22 protein-coding genes and 1 other RNA gene are annotated in these 22,930 nt (G+C 34.9%); 10 read left to right on the plus strand and 13 right to left on the minus strand.

Features of this window, described 5'->3' with window-relative positions; all coding sequences use genetic code 11:
- Positions 1 to 346: 346 nt before the first annotated feature.
- From ABXT67_RS14990 to ABXT67_RS15005, 4 genes are read left to right on the plus strand one after another with little or no spacing between them, the layout of a single operon-like run.
- Positions 347 to 907, plus strand: a complete 561-nt coding sequence (locus ABXT67_RS14990; protein WP_415374845.1) for an RNA polymerase sigma factor — start codon at positions 347 to 349, stop codon at positions 905 to 907.
- Entirely contained in the window at positions 904 to 1,446 is a 543-nt protein-coding gene (locus ABXT67_RS14995; RefSeq protein ID WP_415374846.1) for a hypothetical protein, read from the plus strand. Before ABXT67_RS14990 ends, ABXT67_RS14995 begins: the two co-directional genes overlap by 4 nt.
- On the plus strand, positions 1,430 to 2,506 hold the full coding sequence (locus tag ABXT67_RS15000) for a hypothetical protein (protein WP_415374847.1): 1,077 nt from the start codon (positions 1,430 to 1,432) through the stop codon (positions 2,504 to 2,506). Before ABXT67_RS14995 ends, ABXT67_RS15000 begins: the two co-directional genes overlap by 17 nt.
- 4 nt (positions 2,507 to 2,510) lie before the next feature.
- The gene (locus ABXT67_RS15005; RefSeq protein ID WP_415374848.1) at positions 2,511 to 3,248 is read left to right on the plus strand and encodes a head GIN domain-containing protein; all 738 of its coding nucleotides are present in this window, start codon (positions 2,511 to 2,513) and stop codon (positions 3,246 to 3,248) included.
- A 76-nt stretch (positions 3,249 to 3,324) separates the two neighbouring features.
- On the opposite strand, the gene ABXT67_RS15010 is transcribed toward ABXT67_RS15005, so the two are convergent.
- The 3 genes from ABXT67_RS15010 to ABXT67_RS15020 all read right to left on the minus strand — a co-directional run bounded on the left by ABXT67_RS15010 (position 3,325) and on the right by ABXT67_RS15020 (position 7,068).
- Complete coding sequence (locus ABXT67_RS15010) at positions 3,325 to 4,791, minus strand: DUF6252 family protein (protein ID WP_415374849.1); 1,467 nt, start codon at positions 4,789 to 4,791, stop codon at positions 3,325 to 3,327.
- Between the two features lie 61 nt (positions 4,792 to 4,852).
- Positions 4,853 to 6,166 (minus strand): MFS transporter, encoded by a 1,314-nt coding sequence (locus ABXT67_RS15015; RefSeq protein WP_415374850.1) that lies wholly within the window; start codon positions 6,164 to 6,166, stop codon positions 4,853 to 4,855.
- A gap of 86 nt (positions 6,167 to 6,252) precedes the next feature.
- Positions 6,253 to 7,068, minus strand: coding sequence for a M48 family metallopeptidase (locus tag ABXT67_RS15020; protein WP_415374851.1), 816 nt, complete (start codon positions 7,066 to 7,068; stop codon positions 6,253 to 6,255).
- Between the two features lie 207 nt (positions 7,069 to 7,275).
- On the opposite strand from ABXT67_RS15020, the gene ABXT67_RS15025 reads away from it, so the two are divergent.
- The 3 genes from ABXT67_RS15025 (at position 7,276) to lpdA (ending at position 9,856) form a co-directional block, all read left to right on the plus strand.
- Entirely contained in the window at positions 7,276 to 7,806 is a 531-nt protein-coding gene (locus ABXT67_RS15025) for a collagen-like protein (RefSeq protein ID WP_415374852.1), read from the plus strand.
- A 14-nt stretch (positions 7,807 to 7,820) separates the two neighbouring features.
- On the plus strand, positions 7,821 to 8,303 hold the full coding sequence (gene msrB / locus ABXT67_RS15030) for a peptide-methionine (R)-S-oxide reductase MsrB (protein WP_415374853.1): 483 nt from the start codon (positions 7,821 to 7,823) through the stop codon (positions 8,301 to 8,303).
- A gap of 176 nt (positions 8,304 to 8,479) precedes the next feature.
- Positions 8,480 to 9,856 carry a dihydrolipoyl dehydrogenase gene (lpdA, locus tag ABXT67_RS15035; protein WP_415374854.1) on the plus strand — a complete coding sequence of 459 codons (1,377 nt, stop codon included), beginning with the start codon at positions 8,480 to 8,482 and terminating at the stop codon, positions 9,854 to 9,856.
- A 230-nt stretch (positions 9,857 to 10,086) separates the two neighbouring features.
- Here lpdA and ABXT67_RS15040 read toward each other — a convergent pair whose 3' ends face one another.
- From ABXT67_RS15040 to ABXT67_RS15060, 5 genes are all read right to left on the minus strand, one after another.
- The gene (locus tag ABXT67_RS15040) at positions 10,087 to 10,563 is read right to left on the minus strand and encodes an outer membrane beta-barrel protein (RefSeq protein WP_415374855.1); all 477 of its coding nucleotides are present in this window, start codon (positions 10,561 to 10,563) and stop codon (positions 10,087 to 10,089) included.
- Positions 10,564 to 10,703: 140 nt separating this feature from the next.
- Positions 10,704 to 11,132 (minus strand): type II 3-dehydroquinate dehydratase, encoded by a 429-nt coding sequence (aroQ, locus tag ABXT67_RS15045; RefSeq protein WP_415374856.1) that lies wholly within the window; start codon positions 11,130 to 11,132, stop codon positions 10,704 to 10,706.
- Between the two features lie 79 nt (positions 11,133 to 11,211).
- Positions 11,212 to 11,727: a porin family protein gene (locus ABXT67_RS15050; protein WP_415374857.1), complete on the minus strand. Its 516-nt coding sequence runs from the start codon at positions 11,725 to 11,727 to the stop codon at positions 11,212 to 11,214.
- 30 nt (positions 11,728 to 11,757) lie between these two features.
- A complete protein-coding gene (locus tag ABXT67_RS15055; RefSeq protein ID WP_415374858.1) occupies positions 11,758 to 12,258 on the minus strand; it encodes a hypothetical protein in 501 nt (166 codons plus the stop codon).
- A gap of 668 nt (positions 12,259 to 12,926) precedes the next feature.
- Positions 12,927 to 13,466, minus strand: a complete 540-nt coding sequence (locus ABXT67_RS15060; RefSeq protein ID WP_415374859.1) for a porin family protein — start codon at positions 13,464 to 13,466, stop codon at positions 12,927 to 12,929.
- A 499-nt stretch (positions 13,467 to 13,965) separates the two neighbouring features.
- On the opposite strand from ABXT67_RS15060, the gene xerD reads away from it, so the two are divergent.
- On the plus strand, positions 13,966 to 14,865 hold the full coding sequence (gene xerD / locus ABXT67_RS15065; protein WP_415374860.1) for a site-specific tyrosine recombinase XerD: 900 nt from the start codon (positions 13,966 to 13,968) through the stop codon (positions 14,863 to 14,865).
- Positions 14,866 to 14,963: 98 nt separating this feature from the next.
- Here xerD and ABXT67_RS15070 read toward each other — a convergent pair whose 3' ends face one another.
- From ABXT67_RS15070 to ABXT67_RS15090, 5 genes are all read right to left on the minus strand, one after another.
- Positions 14,964 to 15,569: a hypothetical protein gene (locus tag ABXT67_RS15070; protein ID WP_415374861.1), complete on the minus strand. Its 606-nt coding sequence runs from the start codon at positions 15,567 to 15,569 to the stop codon at positions 14,964 to 14,966.
- Positions 15,570 to 15,905: 336 nt separating this feature from the next.
- Entirely contained in the window at positions 15,906 to 17,471 is a 1,566-nt protein-coding gene (gene rny / locus ABXT67_RS15075) for a ribonuclease Y (RefSeq protein ID WP_415374862.1), read from the minus strand.
- Between the two features lie 84 nt (positions 17,472 to 17,555).
- Positions 17,556 to 17,683: non-coding RNA, 6S RNA (ssrS, locus tag ABXT67_RS15080), on the minus strand.
- Between the two features lie 53 nt (positions 17,684 to 17,736).
- Positions 17,737 to 18,027 carry a cell division protein ZapA gene (locus tag ABXT67_RS15085; protein ID WP_415374863.1) on the minus strand — a complete coding sequence of 97 codons (291 nt, stop codon included), beginning with the start codon at positions 18,025 to 18,027 and terminating at the stop codon, positions 17,737 to 17,739.
- Between the two features lie 9 nt (positions 18,028 to 18,036).
- Complete coding sequence (locus tag ABXT67_RS15090; RefSeq protein WP_415374864.1) at positions 18,037 to 18,327, minus strand: hypothetical protein; 291 nt, start codon at positions 18,325 to 18,327, stop codon at positions 18,037 to 18,039.
- A 146-nt stretch (positions 18,328 to 18,473) separates the two neighbouring features.
- Between ABXT67_RS15090 and ABXT67_RS15095 the strand changes: the two genes are divergently transcribed.
- Both ABXT67_RS15095 and ABXT67_RS15100 read left to right on the plus strand, forming a co-directional pair.
- Positions 18,474 to 20,156: a M23 family metallopeptidase gene (locus ABXT67_RS15095; RefSeq protein ID WP_415374865.1), complete on the plus strand. Its 1,683-nt coding sequence runs from the start codon at positions 18,474 to 18,476 to the stop codon at positions 20,154 to 20,156.
- A gap of 15 nt (positions 20,157 to 20,171) precedes the next feature.
- Entirely contained in the window at positions 20,172 to 22,634 is a 2,463-nt protein-coding gene (locus ABXT67_RS15100; RefSeq protein ID WP_415374866.1) for a carboxypeptidase-like regulatory domain-containing protein, read from the plus strand.
- Positions 22,635 to 22,930 lie beyond the last annotated feature (296 nt).

Consider the following 22,930-nt stretch of genomic DNA (forward strand, 5'->3'; position numbering starts at 1 on the left):
TTTAAATTACTTTTATTTAAGCACTTATACTAGGCGTAGGTGATTTCGAGACCACTTACCCCTTATATAATTCAACTTATGTGCCATTTGAGAGTTCTTCTTTTATATATTATAATTTATACAATTTAAAAAACATCCCAACCCCTTAGCTACGACTGGTATTTTCAATCAAATCTTGCTTATTTTCAAATAACCCTTCAAAGGGAAGGAGCTAAAAACCTCCGCTTGGAGGGCGATTTAGACAAGCCTTTTATATTCATTTAAAAATAAAAAACTACAAAACTGTAACAAACTAAAAGTCACTGTATCTTTAAAATGAAAACACAATCAAAACCGACCATTACTAGTGTCTTTAATAAAACAGGATATATCGCAGTTACTAAATCTTTGTAAGCAAGATAATAATCTGGCTCAATTAGAAGTATATAATAGATATGAGCAGGCTATGTTTAATACTTCAATTCGCATTGTTAAGGATAGTGCAATTGCAGAGGATATAATGCAAGAGTCCTTTTTAACTGCTTTTACAAAACTAGATAGCTTTAAGGGCACCTCAACATTTGGAGCCTGGCTCAAGCGCATCGTTATTAATAATAGTATTTCGCAATACCGACAAATGCAACGGTTTGTTCCTTTAGAAGAAAATACAATTGAGGAAGGTAAAGGAGAAGAAGAAATGAACTTTGATGGCATATCAATCTTTGAAGAACAGGACTCGAAAGTGAAACATTTACTAACCGCAGTATCTTCTTTAAAAGGAAGCTACAGCCAGATGTTGACCTTGCATTTCATAGATGGGTATGACTACAATGAGATCTGTACAATTTTGGATATTTCAAACGCTAATTGCCGAACCACAATGTCCAGAGCTAAAGAAAGTTTAAGAAAAAAAATGAATGTATTATGAAAGACAATATAGAAGAGTTATTCAATAAACCAGCGAGCAGTTTTGATATTGCAGCGACACCCTCGGGCCATAAAAACAGGTTCATGGAAAAGCTGCAAAATCAAAATAAGGCACCCATTCCTAAAAATATAAATTGGTGGAGACCCCTAGCGATTGCTGCTAGTATTGCAGTATTGATTGCTGTAGGAAGCATGAGCCTTTATAACAATCAAGGAGATGAACTGGCAAAATTATCTCCTGAATTAAGGGAGACTGAGTCATTTTTCATTACAACTATCAAAGCAGAATTAGCAGTGCTGGAAACCTATAAATCTCCAGAAACTGAAACAATTATTACCGAAACACTAACCGAAATTGATACGCTAGAAAAACAATACCAAGAACTAACGAAAGATTTATTAGCCAGTGGAAATGACAGCCGTGTAATCGCAGCAATGATTGATAATTTTCAAATGCGAATCACATTATTAGAACAAGTAAAAGAAATGATAGAAGGTATTAAAAACTTTAAACCAGAACAAGATGAAACAATTTTATAAGATAGCAGTGCTACTGCTTATTCCATTTGTATCGTTTGCAAATCACGATAAGTTCAAGGGAAAATACACGAAAGAAAAAACAATTAAAAAAGAATTTTCAGTAAATGAAGAGGCATCACTAGAGGTGGATAACAGCTACGGAAATATTACCATTGTGTCTTGGAATGAAAATCGCATAATAATAGAAGTTTTTATTAAAACGAATGGTAACAGCGAAGAAAAAGTACAAGAACGATTGGATGAAATCCAAATAGAGTTGAGTGGCAACTCGAGTAAAGTAACCGCAAAGACAAATATAAATGCTAACGAGAGCAGCAGTTGGTGGAGAAATAGCAATAGCAATGTCTCTATGGAGATAAACTATGTGATCAAAGTACCAGAAACAAATACAATTGACCTTAACAATCGCTATGGAGCTATTACGGTAGGAAATCATAAAGGGACTGCAAAAATCAATAATAAATACGGTCAACTTAGTGTAGGAAACTTAATGGCAGATGACAATTATATCCAAATAAAATATGTGAAAACAGCGACGATTGTAAGTATGAAAAGCGGAAAAATTGTTGCTGGATATTCTACGTTCACACTTAATAATTCAGAAAAACTAGAACTTGTTGCAGATTACACAACAAGTAACTTAGGGGTTATTGGAGATTTAAATTATCGCAATCGTTACGGAAAACTAAATGCCGATAACGCAGGAGATGTTTTAGGAGAAGCAAGCTACAATAACGTGAAATTCGAAAAAATTTCTGGAAATGCAAATTTCAACTTACGGTATAGTGGTCTTACGGTTGGCCTACTAACAGCTACTGCAAAAGATGTAACTATCCAAGGTTCATATTCTGGAATCACATTAGGCATTGAAAATGGATATGCATTTGATTTTGAAGCAGATTTGAAATATGGTAGTTTGAAAGGTACTGATTTCATGAACATTACTTCAAAAGATAAAAGTGGAAGTAAATCTAACTATGAAGGGTATCATAAAAACCAAAATTCAGAAAATAAAATTTCAATAAATTCTTCTTACGGAAGTGTAACACTAAACAACTAAAATCATGAAAATCAAACAAATTTCAATCATAGTAACCATAGTATGCATACTGTTTGTTGGTACTGCTGAAGCTACAGCACAGAGCAAAGAAAAGCTTGTTGGAAATAAAAATGCAATTACAAAAACGATTAGCACTCAGGAATACGACATTATAAAAGTAAAAGGATCCATTAAAGTAATACTACAAAAAGGAACCGAAGGCACTATTAAAGTAGAAACAGAAAAAAACTCAATAGATTTGGTAGAAGTTACTGTGGAAGGAAACACACTAAATATCTCTTTAAAAAACAAGGCGTATTATCAGCGTAATATTGGTGTTAAAGTGTATGTTCCGTTTACAGATTTAACCGAAGTTTCTCTTAATGGATCTGGAGATATTATTAGCAGTGATACCATTAATGCTTCCACTTTCACGACCAGTCTTCACGGTTCTGGAGATATCAACCTCGTTGTATCTGCCACAACAGTAGATGCTCGTATTAACGGTTCAGGAGACCTTAATTTAAAAGGTAAAAGCACAAATCTAAACGTTGAAATGACGGGTAGTGGTGACTTTGATTCCATAAAAATGAACACGCAACATACGGATGCTAAACTAACTGGTTCTGGTGATATTTTGGTTAATGCTGCTACTAGTATTAAAGCAAGGTTAACAGGTAGTGGTGGTATAGAATATAGTGGTAATCCAGAAACTAGCGATAATAAAGTAAAAGGCTCAGGCGATATTGATACACGAAACTAGAACGTATCAAATAACTCAAAAAAAAATCCTTACTGAAAATGATCAGCAAGGATTTTTTTATGTTTTAGAAATAGTATTACTCTGGAATTGTAAGATTAAATTCTCCCTCTGTAACGCTTCTAACCGTCGGATCCATTCCTGTTGGATCTACCGCATTATATGAGAATGTTGCACTCATTACGCCTGTTTCCAAATCATAAGATTGTACCGTAAAGGTTCCAGGACTAGAATAGAAGACCATTTCTGTTCCTGCTGGTTTATAGGCACCTACTTTTTCGTCACCAATAACAACTTCAGTACCCATCACATACATCCCTACTTCAATATCTTTAGGAAAAGAAAGTGTCATCTCACGACCATCCATCATTATGGCAGCCACTTTAATTACGGCGACCATATTTACTTCTTCACTCGAAATAGTTATCTGATCAGCGATTCCAGGAGGAGGAACAGGTGTTGTGTCAGGTAAAAATTCTAAGCCATCTACGACTGCTCTAAAAGCAACTCCAGGTGGCAGGGATATTGGGTCAAAGAAAACGGTAAAGCTTCCTTCAGTAACTTGATATATAGCTGGGTCTTGATTTAAAGGGTCTCTAGCGGTAAAAGAAAAGGTTGCTTCCATAATTCCGTCAGCAAGATTAAACTGTGTAAAGGTAATCGTACCTGGATTTGAACTCAGATTCTCTCCACCAAGGTTCGGGTTATATATCCCAATTAACTTTGTCCCGTCAGAAATATCTGATACCATTTCAAAACTACCTAAACCCGTATCTACGGGAACATCAATTCTCATTAAAGCGCCTGCTGCCGTAGTAGCTTCTACTTTAAATATCATTTCATCACCCACCATATTTATGGTGGTAGTTAATGAAGTGTCAACGTGTTCAACACCATCTACGTTAGCAAAGAATTCTTCAACTGGCTCAGTTGGGTCGCCTCCATCTCCTCCTCCATCACCTGGATCTCCGCCGTCGTCCATATCTAAAGTAAAAGGAATGGATGTAAAAAGACCATTGGTAATTGACACACTTTGAATTATTGGATCGCCGCTACTATCAAAAATTGGACTTCCTTGGGCATCGGCAGCCTGACGCGTACCTTCAAAAACAAAAGACCCAGAAATTAAAAGTTCCGTCTCGTCATAACTTGTTACGACCATACTTCCACTTCCACCTGTTTGTGACGCACTAGTATATGGGTTTGCTGCAGATTGAGCATCTGTATACGAAGCAAAATTATCGGTCTCAGGAGTATCTGTTAATATAAAATTACCTTCAGCAACTATTGGGACTGATAGCGTAATTGCATTGTTAGAACCATTAACACCTATTATGGTAAAAAGTCCATCTGCAAATACAACTGCTGAAATAGTATTGGCCGTAAAAGGCACACCATTAATACTTGCAGTAAAAGCACCAGGAAGTCCATCGCTTGGATTTTCCTGTTGTGGAAATGTTCCAACCAATGGCTCATCTTCACAAGAAGTAAATTGAAACGCCATAAGCGCAATAAACACCCAATTTAAGAGTTGAAATTTTTTCATAGTTTTAAGTTCGTTTGTAGGTAATGAATAAACAACAAACTTAAATAAAAATTGTATCAAATCAGGTTTTTCTTGGAACACGGAATAACAAAATCACTCCTGCTGTAAAGAAGACCACTAGAAATAAAATAGCATTGCGCATACTTCCTGTTACTTGGTCTATAAATCCATAGACAAACATTCCTACAACAATTCCAATCTTCTCTGCAACGTCGTAAAAACTAAAATAGGACGTAGTATCCTGGGTATCAGGTAAAAATTTCGAATAGGTTGATCTTGATAGCGACTGAATCCCCCCCATAACAAGTCCAACAAAACCAGCGGTTATATAAAAATGAGTAGGTTCATAAATAAAAAATGCAGTAACACACAAGACTACCCAAACACAATTTATTATAATTAACGTATTAATATTTCCATACTTAAAAGACGCTTTAGAGGTTAAGTAAGCTCCTAAAACAGCCACAAGTTGAATAATGAGTATACTTAAAATAAGTCCGAGGGTCTTCTTATCATCATCACCCCAATTTATTTCTTGCTCCCCAAAATAAGTAGCAACTAGCATTACTGTTTGCACCGCCATGCTATAAACAAAAAACGCTGCAAGAAATCTTTTCAGCTTTAGGTTATGAGAAAGAGAATTATAAACCCCGTTTAATTCTCTAAACCCGTTAAAAACAATTTTAGTAGATAGTTTATTCGTATTCTTATTTCCTCTTGGTAAGTGATAAAACGAATATTGACTAAAAGCAATCCACCATATACCTACAGTGATGAAAGAAATTTTCATTGCTAAAATACTAGCATCTCCACCCTCGCCTAATCCAAAAACTTGTGGAAACATTACCATACTCAAGTTAAAAATGAGTAATATGACACTTCCTATATATCCTAAAGAATACCCTTTTGCACTAATACCATCTTGCTGTTCTTTAAATGCAATATCAGGCAAATATGAGTTGTAAAAAACAAGACTGCCCCAAAAACCAATCAATGCCAAGAAATATAAAAAAAGACTCAAGTGTATATTTTCTAATGAGAACCAATACAAGCCCATACAGGAAAGAGCTCCCATATAACAGAAAAATTTCATGAATACTTTTTTGTTTCCAACGTAATCAGCGACACCTGATAATAAAGGAGAAAGGCAAGCAACAACTAAGAAAGCAGCCGCAGTTGTATAACTTATCAAAGGGGTACTGCGAATAGCGTTACCAAAGACTTCAACGGTCTCTATGTTTGCTTTTTTGAATAAAGCGCCATAAAAGATTGGAAACACTGCTGAAGCTATTACTAAACTGTATACGGAGTTTGCCCAATCATAAAATGCCCAGGCGTTTAATAATTTTTTAGATCCTTTTTTAGCTGTTTCCATTGGTATGAGTTTTAAAACGCACTAAAATAAAAATATCCCAGCAATTGCTGGGATATTTTTCGATAATTTAAACACTATTTTTAGAATTAGTTTTTAAAACTTGTCACACCAAATTTTCTCGCCACAGCTCTAGCGTCTGGTGCCCATTTTACAATATTATCAATACGTGTTTGATTTGCAGGGTGCGTACTTAAAAATTCTTGTGGAGCATCACCACCTTGTTGGCTCATACGTTCCCACAACCTGGCGCCTATTAAAGGATCATATCCAGCAATCGCCATAAGGGTTAATCCTATTTTGTCAGCTTCTGATTCATGGCTTCTGCTAAAAGGTAACATTCCAAGAACGTTAGACCCTACTCCAAATGCTTGATTGTAAATTGCCGCGTTTTCTGAGCCTGCTGTTCCTACAGCTAATCCTACCGCAGCCACTTGCTGTATTTGACTTGCACTCATACGTTGCTGCCCGTGGTTTGCCAATGCGTGTGCAACTTCATGTCCCATAATCGCTGCAACGCCAGCTTCATCTTGTGCAATAGGCATAATTCCTGTATAGAAAACAATCTTTCCGCCAGGCATACACCAAGCATTCACTGTCTCGTCTTGCACTAAATTATATTCCCACCTATAGTCTTTTAAATAACCTGCATATCCGTTTGCTGTCAACCATCGTTCAGCAGCACTTGAAATTTTTTGTCCTACATTTTTCACCATATTCGCTTGAGCCGTGCCAGTAACAACATTATTTTCACTCAAAAATTGATCATATTGCTGAAAAGCCATCGGTAAAATCTGTGAATTCGGCACCAATGCCATTGTAGATTTTCCCGTGAATGGATTTTTGGCACAGGAAACTATTAATACTGAAATCACTAAAATTGATAAGTATTTTTTATATTTCATCTGTATATAATATTTGGTTTGTTGTTTTATAAAATTACCATTTTAGCATTTATTAAACACTAAAATTTCTATAATTTAATTGCTCTTGTTTAAGTTTTCGATTCGTTGCTCTTTAACAACGGTCAAAGATTAGTCGAAAATAAAATTGAATTTGTGTTTAATAGTATAATTCGGAATGAAATTTGTAGATTATATAAAAATTAAAACATGAAAAACTACTTTGTATTAGTGCCCATTTTTATTTCTTTGTTTTTTATTTCTTGTGAAGGAGATTCAGGGCCTCCAGGATTGCCTGGAATAAATATTTTAGGGCTCGTTTTTGAGACCACCGAAACTTTCAATCTTGACACGGGAAATAATCAATATGTTTCGAGACTTATCCCCTATCCATTTGATGTTTTTGAGAGCGATGCCATATTGGTCTACCATTTGCAATCTGTTGTTCCCCTTGGGGATGGTTCTTCTGCAGATGTTTGGACACAACTCCCGCAAAGTGTTTTCTTTAATGATGGTACTGGAGATATTTTTCAGTATAATTTTAACCATACCTTTGTAGATGTGCAACTCACGATTGAAGGTAACTTTGATCTAAACAATATTGGTAACGACAATATTGCCAATCAAACCTTTAGAATTGTGGCGGTACCTGCAGAATTTGCAACTGCAGATTTAAGTATGGAAGAAGTTCTACGACTTATAGAAATAGACAGTTCCGAAATCGAAATACTATCAAATTAGAAACGCTTATTAAAATGAAACATTTACTATTAGCAGTTTGCTGTATTGCTTTTTTTAGTTGTAACACAAAGGCTCAAAAAAGTGAAGCAAAAAAAGAAAACTTTAAAATCTCAAAGACAGAAGCTGAATGGAAGGCAGAACTAACCGAACAACAGTTTTATGTATTGCGAGAAGCCGGAACAGAGCGTGCTTTTTCGAGCCCATTAAATAAAGTCTATGAAAAGGGAACCTATGTATGCGCTGCTTGCGCCACTCCCCTTTTTGAATCTGCAAACAAATTTGATAGCGGTACAGGATGGCCAAGTTTTGACCGTGAGGTAAAAGGCAACGTGTCTTTTGATGTGGATTACAATTTAGGATATGCCCGCAAAGAAGAGCACTGTGCAACCTGTGGAGGTCATTTGGGGCACATTTTTAACGATGGTCCTAAAGATACTACCGGAGAAAGGCATTGTATAAATGGCATTGCTATGAAATTTGTTCCGTCAAAAGATTAACTTATAACCTCTTTGTAAACCCCGAATTTTAAATCGTTAAAATTAGGGGTTGATTTTTATGTAAATCAATCAAAATAGTATTAAATAATTTGTTTTTGGTTTTTTTTAAATTTTATCATTTATAAAGACACCATTTCGTAAATTTGCAGTCTAAAAATAATCAAGAAATATACAACATGAGCAAGTACGATGTCATTGTTTTAGGATCTGGCCCTGGAGGCTATGTAACCGCTATTAGAGCGTCGCAACTGGGATTAAAAACCGCAGTAGTGGAAAAAGAAAGCCTAGGTGGCGTATGCCTTAACTGGGGATGTATCCCTACAAAAGCGCTTTTAAAAAGTGCCCAAGTCTTTGATTATTTAAAACACGCTGGAGATTACGGTCTTACCGTAAATGAATATGATAAGGATTTCACCAAGGTTGTAGAACGCAGCCGAAGTATTGCTGATGGGATGAGTAAAGGGGTACAATTCTTAATGAAAAAGAATAAAATTGATGTTTTAGAAGGCTTTGGAAAATTAAAAGCTGGAAAAAAGATTGATGTAGATGGCAAAGAATATAGTGCAGATCATATAATAATTGCAACAGGCGCAAGTTCAAGAGAGTTACCAAACTTACCACAAGACGGGGAAAAAGTTATTGGATACCGCAAAGCAATGACGCTGAAGAAACAACCCAAATCTATGATTGTAGTGGGTAGTGGTGCTATTGGTGTTGAATTTGCCCACTTCTATAATGCAATGGGAACTGAAGTAACTATCGTTGAATATTTACCAAATTTAGTGCCTTTAGAAGATGAAGATGTTTCAAAACAGTTTGAACGTTCTTTTAAGAAAGCCGGAATAAAAGTGATGACAAATAGCGCTGTTGAAAAAGTAGACACTTCTGGAAAAACCGTAAAAGCAACGGTTAAAACTAAAAAAGGGGAAGTGGTTATTGAAGCAGAAATAGTTTTATCTGCAGTTGGTATTTCGACAAATATTGAAGGTATTGGTCTTGAAGATGTTGGTATTGTAACAGACAAAGGAAAAATTCTAGTAAATGATTGGTATCAAACAAATATTCCAGGATATTATGCTATTGGCGATGTAACTCCAGGTCCAGCATTAGCCCACGTTGCTTCTGCCGAAGGAATTACTTGTGTTGAAAAAATAGCAGGAATTCATGTTGAAGCTATAGACTACGGAAATATCCCAGGATGTACGTATGCTACTCCAGAAATTGCAAGTGTAGGAATGACTGAAAAACAAGCTAAAGAGGCAGGGTATGATCTTAAAGTAGGGAAATTCCCTTTCTCTGCCAGTGGAAAAGCAAGTGCCGCAGGTACAAAGGACGGATTCGTAAAAGTGATTTTTGACGCAAAATATGGGGAATGGTTAGGATGCCATATGATTGGCGCAGGAGTTACAGATATGATTGCTGAAGCTGTTTTAGGACGTAAACTTGAAACAACAGGACACGAAGTGTTAAAAACAATCCACCCACACCCAACAATGAGTGAAGCCGTTATGGAAGCAGTTGCAGATGCTTATGGCGAAGTGATACATCTTTAGACTTTAGACTTTAGACTTTAGACTTTAGACTTTAGACTTTAGACTTTAGACTTTAGACTTTAGACAAAAATAAAAAATTCCCCATTCTGTAATCCAAATGGGGAATTTTTTATTTTTACCTTTCAATGAGTAAAGCGATTGGGCTTTATTCCTTCATATCTTTTTAGTTCAAAAATCAGCATTCTTAAATCGTTAATCTCCAATCTTACCTCTTGTTCCTTGCTTCTATTTTACAAACTAAAACCCATTCCTAGAAACAACACATTGGGCGCCAATTCTTCAAAACCAAGTGTGTATTTTAGGTTTAGTTCAATATTTTGAGAGAAATGATAGGCAGCACTCAGGTCGGCTCGTACTTTAAAACTATTAGTAAAAAAGTCAAAAAAATAATTAAGACTAGGCCCTACTAATAAACTAATGTCCCTTGCAACATAATATTCTACGTAAATAGGTGCATTTATAAACTGAAAATCTCCAACTCCTACGTATAATAATTCAGGCTGGATATGAAAACTGTCATTAATTTTAAAATCTACAAAAACACCTCCAAAGTATCCTGCTTCAGTATCTGGGTTTTCTCCAAATTGAGTTTGGTCTTCATTGAAAAAAGTAATGTTTACACCTCCTTTAACTCCAAAATTTGTTTGGGCTATTGCAGGATTTAACAGGGAAATAAAAAAAATAGAAACGAACAAAATGTGCTTCATAGTAGTAAATTCAAGTTTAAACCGATTAAAAACGACACATGTTAAATTTATTGAAAAAACAAACACACATCTTTATCTTGTAATAAATATGATTCAAAAGACGCTCGATACATAATCAGGTTTTTTGTATTTCTTCTAATCTACACCTTACTTTTCAAAATAAAACTTTGAATGGCTAGTTCATAACTTTGTAATCCAAATCCTAGAATCACTCCCTTTGCTCCTGCTGAAATATAAGATTGGTGCCTAAAATCTTCTCTTGAAAAGGTGTTTGAAATATGAACTTCAACTACTGGTGTTTCAATTGCTTTCACAGCATCTCCAATAGCTATAGAGGTATGCGTATACGCTGCAGCATTTAAAATAATCCCATCATAATCAAAACCCGCTTCTTGAATTTTTGTGACTAACGCTCCTTCTATATTAGATTGAAAATACTCTAAATCAATCTCTTGAAATTTAAACTGAAGCGTTGAAAAGAAGTCTTGAAATGTTTCAGTTCCGTAGATAGCCGTTTCTCTTTTACCCAATAGATTAAGATTTGGACCGTTGATGACAATTAGTTTCATTGGTTTAAAGATAGTATAAATTAAAAAAAGACTAATGGTATGCATTAGTCTTTAGATGCTCAATAGCAATAAAAATATTTTAAAACTTATATCCTATACCCGCTTGCAAAGAATTTGCTCTCAAATTAATATCTGCTGGTCCTGTATAATTATTATTAAGTTGGAATACATACCGTGCTTGTGCAAATAATCCAAAAGCAATATCAACTCCTGCTCCTATTGCCGCCCCAGTATTCAATTTTGAGAAGTCATCAAGAACATCTTCTAGTATATAAGTAAACTGAGGTCCCGCTTGTATATACACTTTAGGAATTGGATACACTTTAACCATTAGTGGCACTTGTATAAAACTCGTGTCGTCAACATTAGCATAAAGTAATTCTGGCTGCACTTTAATGATACCTATAAGACTTATTTCGGCTAAAAGACCCGCATAAAAACCAGATACTGCGTCTGATGTTATATCTACAGTATTATTTCCAGATATTTTACTTGTACTATTTATATATCCGGCACTAACACCAAAATCGATTCCTTGAGCAAACGTAGTTAGGCTCATTATTGCAATTAAACTTGTTGTATAAAATAATTTCATTGTCCTATATTTTAAGTTAAAATTAAAAAATTAAAAGCTAAACATTAGCCCTGCTCTTGCGTGAAGATAACCACTATCTTGTATAAACGTATACTTTACTTCTCCAAAAACATTTACATTGTCGATAATGTTATAAATATAGCCACTACCAATATTTGCTCCTATATCTGAGGTGTTTTCTGGTATTATATCACCTATAGGTAGTATATTACCTCCCTTTTCAGAAAATGAATTTGAAAGATATTGTCCTCCAGCTAATACGTATAATTCTTTATATACTTTATACCTTCCGTTTATATCTACAAAGAAAATGGTATTTCTTACATCTTTACTAAAGGTAGATTCGGCTACACCAAAACCTGCCGTAGTTCCTACTCCTATCTTTTCAGTGATATCATAAATCAAATCTACACTTCCCGCAAATGTTTCAAATTCAGTTAAATATCCTGCTCCAAAACCTGCCTTAAATCCTTGTGCATTTGTTGCATATATCCCAGCAATTAAACTTAAAATCAATACAATTCTTTTCATTTTTTCTTATTTAAATTTTAGGCTACAAAAATACACTAATTACCTCGAAAAAAAAGTGGAATCACAAGGACCCCACTTTCAGTTTTAAAATAATAATGTATTACAAGAAAGAATATCCTACCCATACTTGGAAGACATTGTTTTGATTGCTCCCAGCACCATTAAAATCGTTGATATCTGTAACCCCCTTGTTATATCTAAACCCTGTAATAACGTAAAAGTCAAATGCATAAGAAGCACCAATGCCAACCCCTGCATCAAGTGTTTGAAAGTTGTCTTTAACAGCTACTGTTTCATTACTTTCACTATCAGCAGAAATAAGCTAAACACTACTTTTTTCATAATTTAAATTTTATAAATTTATTATTTATTAGTGTCAAACAAGAGACAAAGGTCAATACAAAACTTCAAAAATCTTCTTTGTATTTTCACTGAATCGAATGGAAACAGATCTTAAAAAACCCTTAATATTAATGTCGTATGAAACATAAACTTTCAAAAAACTCCATTGATAATTATACTTTAGAACAGGAGCTTCTAAAATTAAACTATGTTTAAGAATGAGGTTTTTCCGCTGATTGTCAAATTATATAACAATGTAACGATCAGCATTAAAAAAGCCCATTCGTACAAAACGAATGGGCTTCAATATTAAATATGTTTAAAACTTACAGAAAAGAATAACCTACAGCCAAAGTTATTACTGTGTTCTTCCCTTTAGCATCTTTAATAACCTCTGTAAAACCGAAATTATATCTACCATCAATTCGCAATCCAAAAGGCAGATCAAAACCTAAACCAGCAACTGCTGATATATCTGAACTTTCAGCTTCAAGAATTCCGGAAGATAATTCTTTGATATTATCATCAACCAAAATTCCAAATTGTGGTCCTGCTTGAATATTTAAACCGCCAATTACATAATATTTCAAAACAATAGGAATGTTTACATATGTTAAATCAAAATCTGTTGCGTTAAATTCAGCGCCCTGTTGAGAATATAAGACGTCTGCCTGAATTCCTATTTTATCACCAAGTTTCAATCCGGCAAAAATACCCGCCTGGAAACCTGTTTTACTTGAAGGTCCATTTTCGGCATCGCTTAGCGTAGCAAAATTGGCTCCTACTTTAACTCCAAGGTCAATTCCTTGTGAAACTCCGGTAGCGCTAATAAGAATGGCAAGTAGTAAAATTGTAAATTTATTCATCTAATTAATTTTTATGGGTTATTTAACTTTGTCAAATATACATATTTGTATCAACCTCTTTCTTATTCCTTTATTTATTTATTTATTTATAAATTCAAATTAAGAAGTGCCTCATTATGCCATGAAATCAGGCCTTAAAAAAACATAAAAGAGATAATCCTTTGGCGTTTATTGCAACAACTAAAACTGGCTAGAAACAAAATGACAGGCTCGAATAACCGAAGCGGAAATGTTCTCAAATATCATTATAGTTCGTAAAGAAATCAGAATACACCTGTTTGGTTAATGGTGAAAAGCTTCTGAATGAAACTAGATTAACAATAGGTTTTTTCTATTATTTGTCAAAACATAACAACAATATGATTATCACTATTAAAAAAGTCCATTCGTGTAAAACGAATGAACTTTAGTATTTTCAAATGCAAATAAATCACGCTATACACCTAAACTAATTTTTAGCTTATCTTTATTTTATTCAAATATTGATTAATATCGACTTATGAATTGGCATCAGGCTATAAAAGACTATCAAAACTACTTGCGAATAGAGCGAGGCCTTTCGGCTAATTCGCTTGCTAGTTACACTTTAGATATAAAAAAGCTAATGAAGTGGCTTGATATAAATTTAATTGAGATGTCTCCTCTTTCTATTTCTGAAGAAACCCTTCAACAGTTTATTTATCAAATCGCCAAAGAGGTAAATCCAAAATCGCAATCAAGAATCATTTCGGGGCTTCGTGGTTTTTTTAACTACCTTATTTTTGAAGAATACCGAAGCACGAACCCAATGGAACTGATTGAAAGTCCAAAAATAGGCCGCAAGTTGCCGGATACATTGGCAATTTCAGAAATAGACCAACTTATTAAAGCGGTAGATTTAAGCAAGCCTCAAGGTGAAAGGAACCGTGCTATTTTAGAGACGCTCTACGGCTGCGGTCTTCGGGTAAGTGAATTAATTACACTAAAAATTTCAGATTTATTTTTTGAAGAAGGATTTATAAAAATTACTGGTAAAGGCAATAAGCAGCGTTTTGTCCCCATTGGTGATACCACTATAAAATACATCAATATATACCAGAACCAGATTCGTGTACATCAAAAGATAAAACCAGAAGCAAACGACACCCTATTCCTTAACCGAAGAGGAAATGGACTAACCCGTGCAATGATTTTTACCATCATAAAACAGTTGGTCGAAAAAACAGGGATTCAAAAAAATATTAGTCCACATACCTTTAGACATTCTTTTGCAACACATCTATTAGAGAACGGTGCAGACCTTCGTGCGATACAACAAATGCTTGGACACGAGAGTATTACTACTACTGAAATTTACACCCATTTAGAAACCAGTTTCCTTACTGAAACCATCAATAAATTTCATCCTAGGAGGGACTGAAAATCTCAAAAAGTTAAATCCAAAATCGCAAAATCAACGTTTAATATTTAGAAAGTTTTAACCTGCCCGTGGTGTAGTAAGTTCCAAGTCAAAAATCCTTAAAAGCTACTTATTATAGGGATACTCATTAACCAATTAAACCCGCGACTTTCAAGTAGAAACGAATTTAGTTTTCGTTTTTTTAATTGAATATTTAAAGTGTCTTTAAGATGCACTCCTCTAAAATTAAGAATACTGTCTTGGAGTGTATATTTTAAATTATAAACATTTGTAATATCTCTCCAACTAGAAAGCCTGACGGTTTTTTCAATCGTATCTAATTCTATTTTAAGATAGCTATTTTTATCATTCGCTTTTGTAATTGAAGTACTGTATTTATCCACAACAAATCGTTTCCAATAGATACTATCATAAATTGTAGGGGTAATTGTGCCCTTATTAATGGCAAACATCGTCACGTCATAAATTCCATAGAGCCCTGGATTTGGAGCTAATTTACCGCATTCTTTTTGCCCATTATAACTGCTTTTGATAGGAACATAAACCAAATAAAAGACAATCACCGCCTTCACTATAATATGTACGATATTCCATTTTATAAATGAAAATATACATCTTACAGCATACTCATCTCTAGACTCAGGGTACAGGTCTGATGAAATGAAGAGGAAAGAAGAGCCCAACTTGTTAGCAATAGATGACATAGTAAACATTACCAGAAAGCACAATGCGTCCCCCTTGTCAAGTTCTAATTAATTGGCATAGACAAAGAGGCACAGCTGTTATTCCTAAATCAACCCAAGAAGAGCATATAAAAGAGCACTTTTTAGCGGTATAGTTGGTTTTAGATATGGAAGATATGAAAACCATTAAATCTCTAGACAAAGGGTATCGCTATTTTACTGGAGCCTTTTTTGAAGAACCACCTAAAGGATATAATGATATTTATGACGAGAAATCGTAAATTAAATTCTTTGTAAATTAAAAAGCTCCTTTCAATTAATGGAAAGGAGCTTTTTAATTTACAGGAATTGTACTATTTACTTCGCGATATTAACTGCTCTGGTTTCCCGTATGACCGTAACTTTTACTTGCCCTGGATAGGTCATGTCTGTTTGGATTTTCTGAGAGATTTCAAAAGAGAGTTGCGCTGCTTTTTCATCGCTCACCTTTTCACTTTCTACCATTACTCGCAATTCACGTCCTGCTTGGATTGCGTAGGCTTTGTTAACACCACCAAATCCAAAGGCGATCTCTTCGAGATCTTTTAAACGCTGGATATAACTATCCAATACTTGACGCCTTGCTCCAGGTCTTGCTCCACTTATAGCATCACAAACTTGTACAATTGGAGATAATAAACTCGTCATTTCTATCTCGTCGTGGTGAGCACCAATAGCATTACAAACCTCTGGCTTTTCTCCAAACTTCTCTGCCCATTGCATCCCTAGGATTGCGTGAGGTATTTCTGTTTCTGTTTCTGGCACTTTTCCTATATCGTGTAATAATCCCGCGCGCTTTGCAAGTTTCGGGTTTAATCCCAATTCACTAGCCATAACGCCACAAAGTTTAGCTACTTCTCTAGAGTGCTGTAGTAAGTTTTGTCCATAAGAAGATCTGTATTTCATTCTTCCTACTGCCTTTATAAGTTCTGGTTGTAAGCCGTGGATTCCTAAATCAATTACGGTTCTTTTACCAACTTCTATAATCTCCTCTTCTATCTGTTTTGTAGTTTTCTTCACTATTTCTTCAATACGTGCAGGGTGAATACGGCCATCTGTAACCAATTTATGAAGCGATAGTCTAGCTACTTCCCTACGCACACTGTCAAAACAAGAAAGAATAATTGCCTCTGGAGTATCGTCCACAATAATCTCGACACCAGTAGCTGCCTCAATTGCTCTAATATTTCTTCCCTCCCGACCAATAATTCTACCTTTTACATCATCACTCTCTAAATTAAAAACAGATATGCAATTTTCTACTGCTTCCTCTGTACCAATTCTTTGTATCGTGGTAATGATTATTTTCTTAGCCTCTTGCTGCGCAGTCATTTTTGCCTCTTCTATCGAGTTTTGAACAAATGCCATTGCTCCGGTCTTTGCTTCTTCTTTCAAAGTCTCCATCAATTGTGCCTTGGCATCTTCTGCAGATAAACTAGAAATCACTTCTAATTGTTCTATCTGGCTTCGATGCATTTTCTCTACTTCACTTTGTTTCTTATCAATAAACACCAAACGTTCATCATAGTTTTTCTTTTTATTGTCTATTTCAGCGTTTAATTTTTTGTTGCGGGCTAATTCACTAGACACTTGAGATTCTTTGTCACGAGTTCGTTTTTCAGCATCATTCATTTTCTTCTCACGACTGTTTATTACTTTTTCGTGTTCCGATTTAAGTTCAATAAACTTTTCCTTTGCTTGGAGCATTTTATCTTTTTTCAATGTTTCTCCGTTTGATGTTGCTTCTTTTATGATGCGATCGGCTTCTTTCTTTGCTCCAACTATTGCTGCAGTAGCACTACTCTTCTCGAGCGCTTTTGCAATGAAGAATCCCACTGCCAGAGCAACGACACCTACTATTATTGTAATAACCATATTATCCATAATTTGTTTTTATATTGATTTGAGTTGTTTAATTTTTGCTTAATTTAAGGCATAAAAAAACCTACACTAATATTTGATTTGTGTAAACTCCAGTAAGAAAAAGTTTAGGGCTAGCAAGCTGATCAAGAATCCGCCCAAGACCGAACGAGTTCAGAATAGCGGCGCACTTTTACAACTAAGATTCACCCTTCTCAAAAGAATTCATGTTGAGTTTACCAAAATGTATATTAATGTAGGCAGTACCTATTTTTTAATTAAAAGAACGTTATGATAACTGTTGCGTCAATAACTCATTCAAAGCTTTAATCTTTTGCTCTGCTTGGATTATATCAGTGTTGGTATCAATATTTTTTTGCTCTACTTGTGCTGCAAATTGTAGGGCTGTCATAGCAAGTACATCTTGCTTATCCCTTACAGCATAGCTTTTTTCAAACTTTTTAATCATTGCCTCTATCTTCTTCGTAGCCAATCTTAATCCTTCCTCTTGAGCAGGATTAATGGTTAGAGGATAGACTCTATCTGCAATAGACAACTTTATTTTTAATTGGTTTGACATATTTTTTATTTATTCAGAAAGTTGCGTAATGCATTGATCTATTTCCCGAACAAGAGCATTTATTTTGAGTTTTGTATCTCGCTTGTATTGGTCGCTGCCAAGCATTGAATTTGCCAACTTTAGTGAGTTGCAGGTAGAACGCCATTCTTCAATTTCCCCTTTGTATCGTTCCTGCTGTTCCCTTAAGACGCCAATTTCTTCGGTAAGAACTGCACCTTGTTGCTTCAGTTTTGTGTGCCTATGCAACAGTTTGCTTATCTTATTCTCTAGAGAATTGACATGTTCTACAAGGTGACTCATTAAATTTTTATTTCAATACTTTAGTCACAAAGTTAAACTTCGGCTAGTAATAAACAAATTGTTTTACGTTAATTTTTGTAATTTGGAGTACTATCCGCATATTTGTTGTCTAACAGACATTTTAATTTAAGCAAGACGTGTTAGTTATGAACAGATTATTTTTAATTTTTATTTTCGTCTTTGGAACTGGTTTTGGTCAAGAATATCCGCAAGACTATTTTGATAATCCCTTAAAAATACCATTAATCCTCTCGGGTAGTTTTGGTGAATTAAGGGGCAATCATTTTCATAGCGGCCTAGATATCAAAACACAACAACGTATAGGAATTCCCGTTTATGCGCCTGCTGATGGATTTATTAGCAGAATAAAAGTAGCTCATTATGGCTACGGAAAAGCCCTCTATATAAAACACCCCAATGGCTACTCCACTGTATATGCTCATTTAAAGGAATATGGAGGTGACATTCAAAAATACGTTAAAAACAACCAATACAAAAAAGAGACTTTTGAAGTCGAATTATTTCCAGATACTGCATTATTACAAGTAAAAAAAGGGGATTTAATAGCCTACACTGGAAATACTGGAAGTAGTGGGGGTCCTCACTTGCATTACGAAATAAGAGATGTATCATCACGACCAATGAATCCTTTGTTATTTGGCGTTGATATTCCAGATACTCGAAAGCCCATTGTAAACTCAGTATTTGCTTACCCGATAAATGAAGAAGCTTTTGTAAATGATTCTTTTCGCCCAATAAAGTTGAGATTAATCAAACAAAAAGATGGCTCTTATATCACAGATACTGTTTTAGCAAGCGGTAACATTGGTTTTGGTATTTCTACTAATGATCAACAAGATGGCGCCAGTAATAAAAATGGCGTCTATCAAATAAAAACGAGTTTTAACGGTGAAGAACTCATTAATATTGACTTCAATAAATTTTCATTTAGTGAAACTAGGTATTTAAATAGGTATATAGATTATAAATATTACAAGGATAATAGAAACCGTGTTCAAAAGCTCTTTCGTGAAAACAACAATCCATTGAGTATCATTACCTATGCAAACCGTAACGGAATCATAAGCGTACAAGATGGTTTTAAATCTTCATTTGTAATTACTTTAAACGATTTTAAAGGAAATACCGTTACTGTAACTGTCCCTGTGGAAGCTAAAGGAATTGAAAATAGATTTATAAAGGAACACGATGAAACGATGGAATTTGTTTCTTCAGAAACAGCATCTACTATAAATACTGGGAATTTCACCATCTACGTTCCTAAGGGAGCTTTATATGAAAATGAATACTTGAATATTAAAACGAAAGGAGACACACTCATACTGCACGAAGATGTAGTGCCTATTCATAAAAACATTTCGGTGAGTATGGATATTTCAAAATACTCTGATTTAGACAGGAGCAAGGTCTTCTTGGGAAGATTAAACTACAAAGGCGAACCGTATTATAACCGAAGTCGTTTAAAAGGAAATGTGCTTTCTATAGGAACAAGAACCTTTGGCACCTATATATTAGCAATGGATAGCATTGCTCCAAAAATAAAAGCGGTAAACTTTTCTGAAGGAAAATGGATTAGTAAAAATAAAACACTCAAAGTAAAGATAACAGATGACTTAAGTGGTATTAGTAAATACCGAGCCACAATTAACGGAAAATTTATTTTGATGGAATATAATTACAAAAAGAACGTTTTAACCTATGATTTTGATGATGCTATTATATCAGAATCTGAAAATAATTTGAAAATAATCGTAACCGATAATGTAGGAAATAACACTACATTTGAAGCTCAATTTTTCAGAAAATAATTATAACAATCCCTTTTGAAAACAAAATTTACACCCCTACTATTTTTAGCTTTATTATTATCAACTTTTGCTGTAGCTCAAAAAGCCATCGTCCGTGGTATCATAACCGATGAAAACAGCTTTCCTATTCCTGGAGTAAATGTGACCAACGGTAACGAAGGAACCATGACCAATTTGGAAGGTTATTATCAAATAAAAATAGCGCCTAATGAGGAAGTAACCCTTAAATTCTCCCATATTAGTTCTAAAAATGTAACGGCTACTTTTAATCTTGAGCCGTATCAGGATTATAAATTTAGCCCAATTATGAAACCCAATATTGAGCAAATTACTACCGTTGTAATTTCTGGAAAGGAAAATAAAAGGGTAGAAGGTATTACAACCTTAAGTCCTGAAACTATAAAAAATATACCCACAGCAAATAGTGGGGTTGAAAGCTTACTTGCCTCATTACCGGGAGTTAATAACAATAATGAACTAAGTACTTCTTACGCGGTTCGCGGAGGAAACTATGATGAAAACTTAGTATATGTAAATGAAGTAGAAGTATACCGGCCATTCTTAGTACGCAGTGGACAACAAGAAGGCTTGAGTTTTGTAAACAGCGATATGACTTCCAACGTAGATTTTTCTGCAGGTGGATTTCAAGCTAAATATGGTGATAAATTATCATCTGTTTTGGACATTACATATCGCCGCCCAACTGAATTTGGCGCCTCTGTTGATGCAAGTTTCTTGGGTGCAAGTGTTGCAGCAGAAGGTGTTTCCAAAGATGAAAAATTCACAGGAATTGTAGGATTAAGGTATCGTGACAATAGTTTGTTTGTAAATGCGAGAGAAGTAGAAACTAATTTCCGCCCTACTTTTGCAGATGCGCAAACCTATTTAAGCTATCAATTCTCGAATAGATTTGAACTTGGATTTTTAGGAAATCTTGCCGTTAATAGATACAGTTTTCAACCCCTAACTCGCCAAACAAATTTTGGCACACTCGCAGATCCAGTGGCTCTTTTAGTTTTTTATGAAGGCCAAGAAGAAACTAGATACGACACCTATTTTGGAGCCCTAAAAGGAACCTATCTGGTCTCAGACAATTTTACAACTAAATTTATTGCCTCTATTTACCAAGCACAAGAGCAAGAATATTTTGATATTTTAGCACGATACCGCCTAGGGGAGGTTGATACAAGTTTAGGCAGTGAAACTATTGGAGATGTTACTTTTAGTGAAGGAATAGGTTCTCAACTAACCCACGCACGTAACGATTTAGACGCCTTAATTGTTAACTTAGAACACAAGGGAAACGCCAGTATTGCTGAAAATGAAATCGAATACGGTATAAAATATACCCACGAAGACATTCGTGACCGCTTACAGGAATATGAAATTATTGATTCGGCGGGGTTTTCTATTCGACCACCAATCATTGATTTTGGAAACAACCAACCGTATTCACCATTTGATGCGCCTTTAGAACCTTTTACAAATATACGCGCTCAAAACGATGTTCAAATAGATAGAATTAGTGGATATGCGCAATGGAGTCGTAGAACAAATATAGGAACCAACGAGCTATGGTTAAATGCAGGTGTTCGTGCACATAGCTGGACCGTAAGTGGTCAAGGAATAACAAGCAACACGCAAACTGTTTTTAGTCCACGAGCACAAGCCACAATTAAGCCAGAATGGGAAATGGACATGCTTTTTAGGTTGTCTGGGGGAGTATATCATCAACCTCCATTCTATCGCGAGTTGCGGGACTCTTCGGGAACAGTAAGACCAGAAGTAAAAGCACAAAAATCAATACACATTGTTTTGGGGAATGACTACAGTTTTGATTTATGGGATCGTCCATTCACCTTAATTACCGAAGCATACTATAAAAGACTTACCGATGTAAACCCGTATACCTTAGAAAACGTTAGAATACGCTACCGTGCGCGAAATAATGCAATAGCATATGCCTATGGTTTGGATCTGCGATTGGCTGGAGAGTTTGTTCCAGGAACTGAAAGTTGGATAAGCTTAGGGTATCTTAAAACCGAAGAAAATATTGATGATCGAGGATATATTTTTAGACCCACAGACCAACGATTAAAAGTTGCTATTTTACTTCAAGATTATGTAAAGATCATACCAAACTTAAAAGGATATTTAAACCTTCAATATAATACAGGACTACCAGGAGGCTCTCCTAGTTATGCAGATCCATATGATTATCAACAAAGGCTACGAGATTATAGAAGGGCTGATTTAGGAGTGCAATATGTACTCGTGGATAAAGATAACCTCCGCGAAAAAGGACTTCTCACGCCGTTTAAAGAACTCACTATTGGTGCAGAAATTTTTAATATTTTTGATGCACAAAACTCTATTACAAATACTTTTGTTAGAGATGTGTATACAAAGACGCAATATGCGATTCCTAATTTTTTAACACCAAGGGTTTTTAATGTTAGATTGACTGCTAAGTTTTAGTGAAAATATATTTAATAATTTGTTGGTTTTTTCTGTGCTAAATATCTCTTGGGAAATTTTACAAGCTTTTCTATAAAAAAATAGTCCTAAATGATGCGCTAAATTACCTCCCGTGCGCTTTAAAACTTATAAATTGACTAACCCAATAGGTATTGAATCTGTCTGGCATGCTATTTCAAATTGATATAGACTAATTGACACGGCTTACATCTATGATAATGCGTTAGCAATAAGCAAAGATATTAAAGAGCGTGGAATATCACGAGATAATTTATTTATGAACACTACATTATGGC

This window comes from Patiriisocius sp. Uisw_017 (genome assembly GCF_047731265.1).
GTDB lineage: Bacteria > Bacteroidota > Bacteroidia > Flavobacteriales > Flavobacteriaceae > Patiriisocius.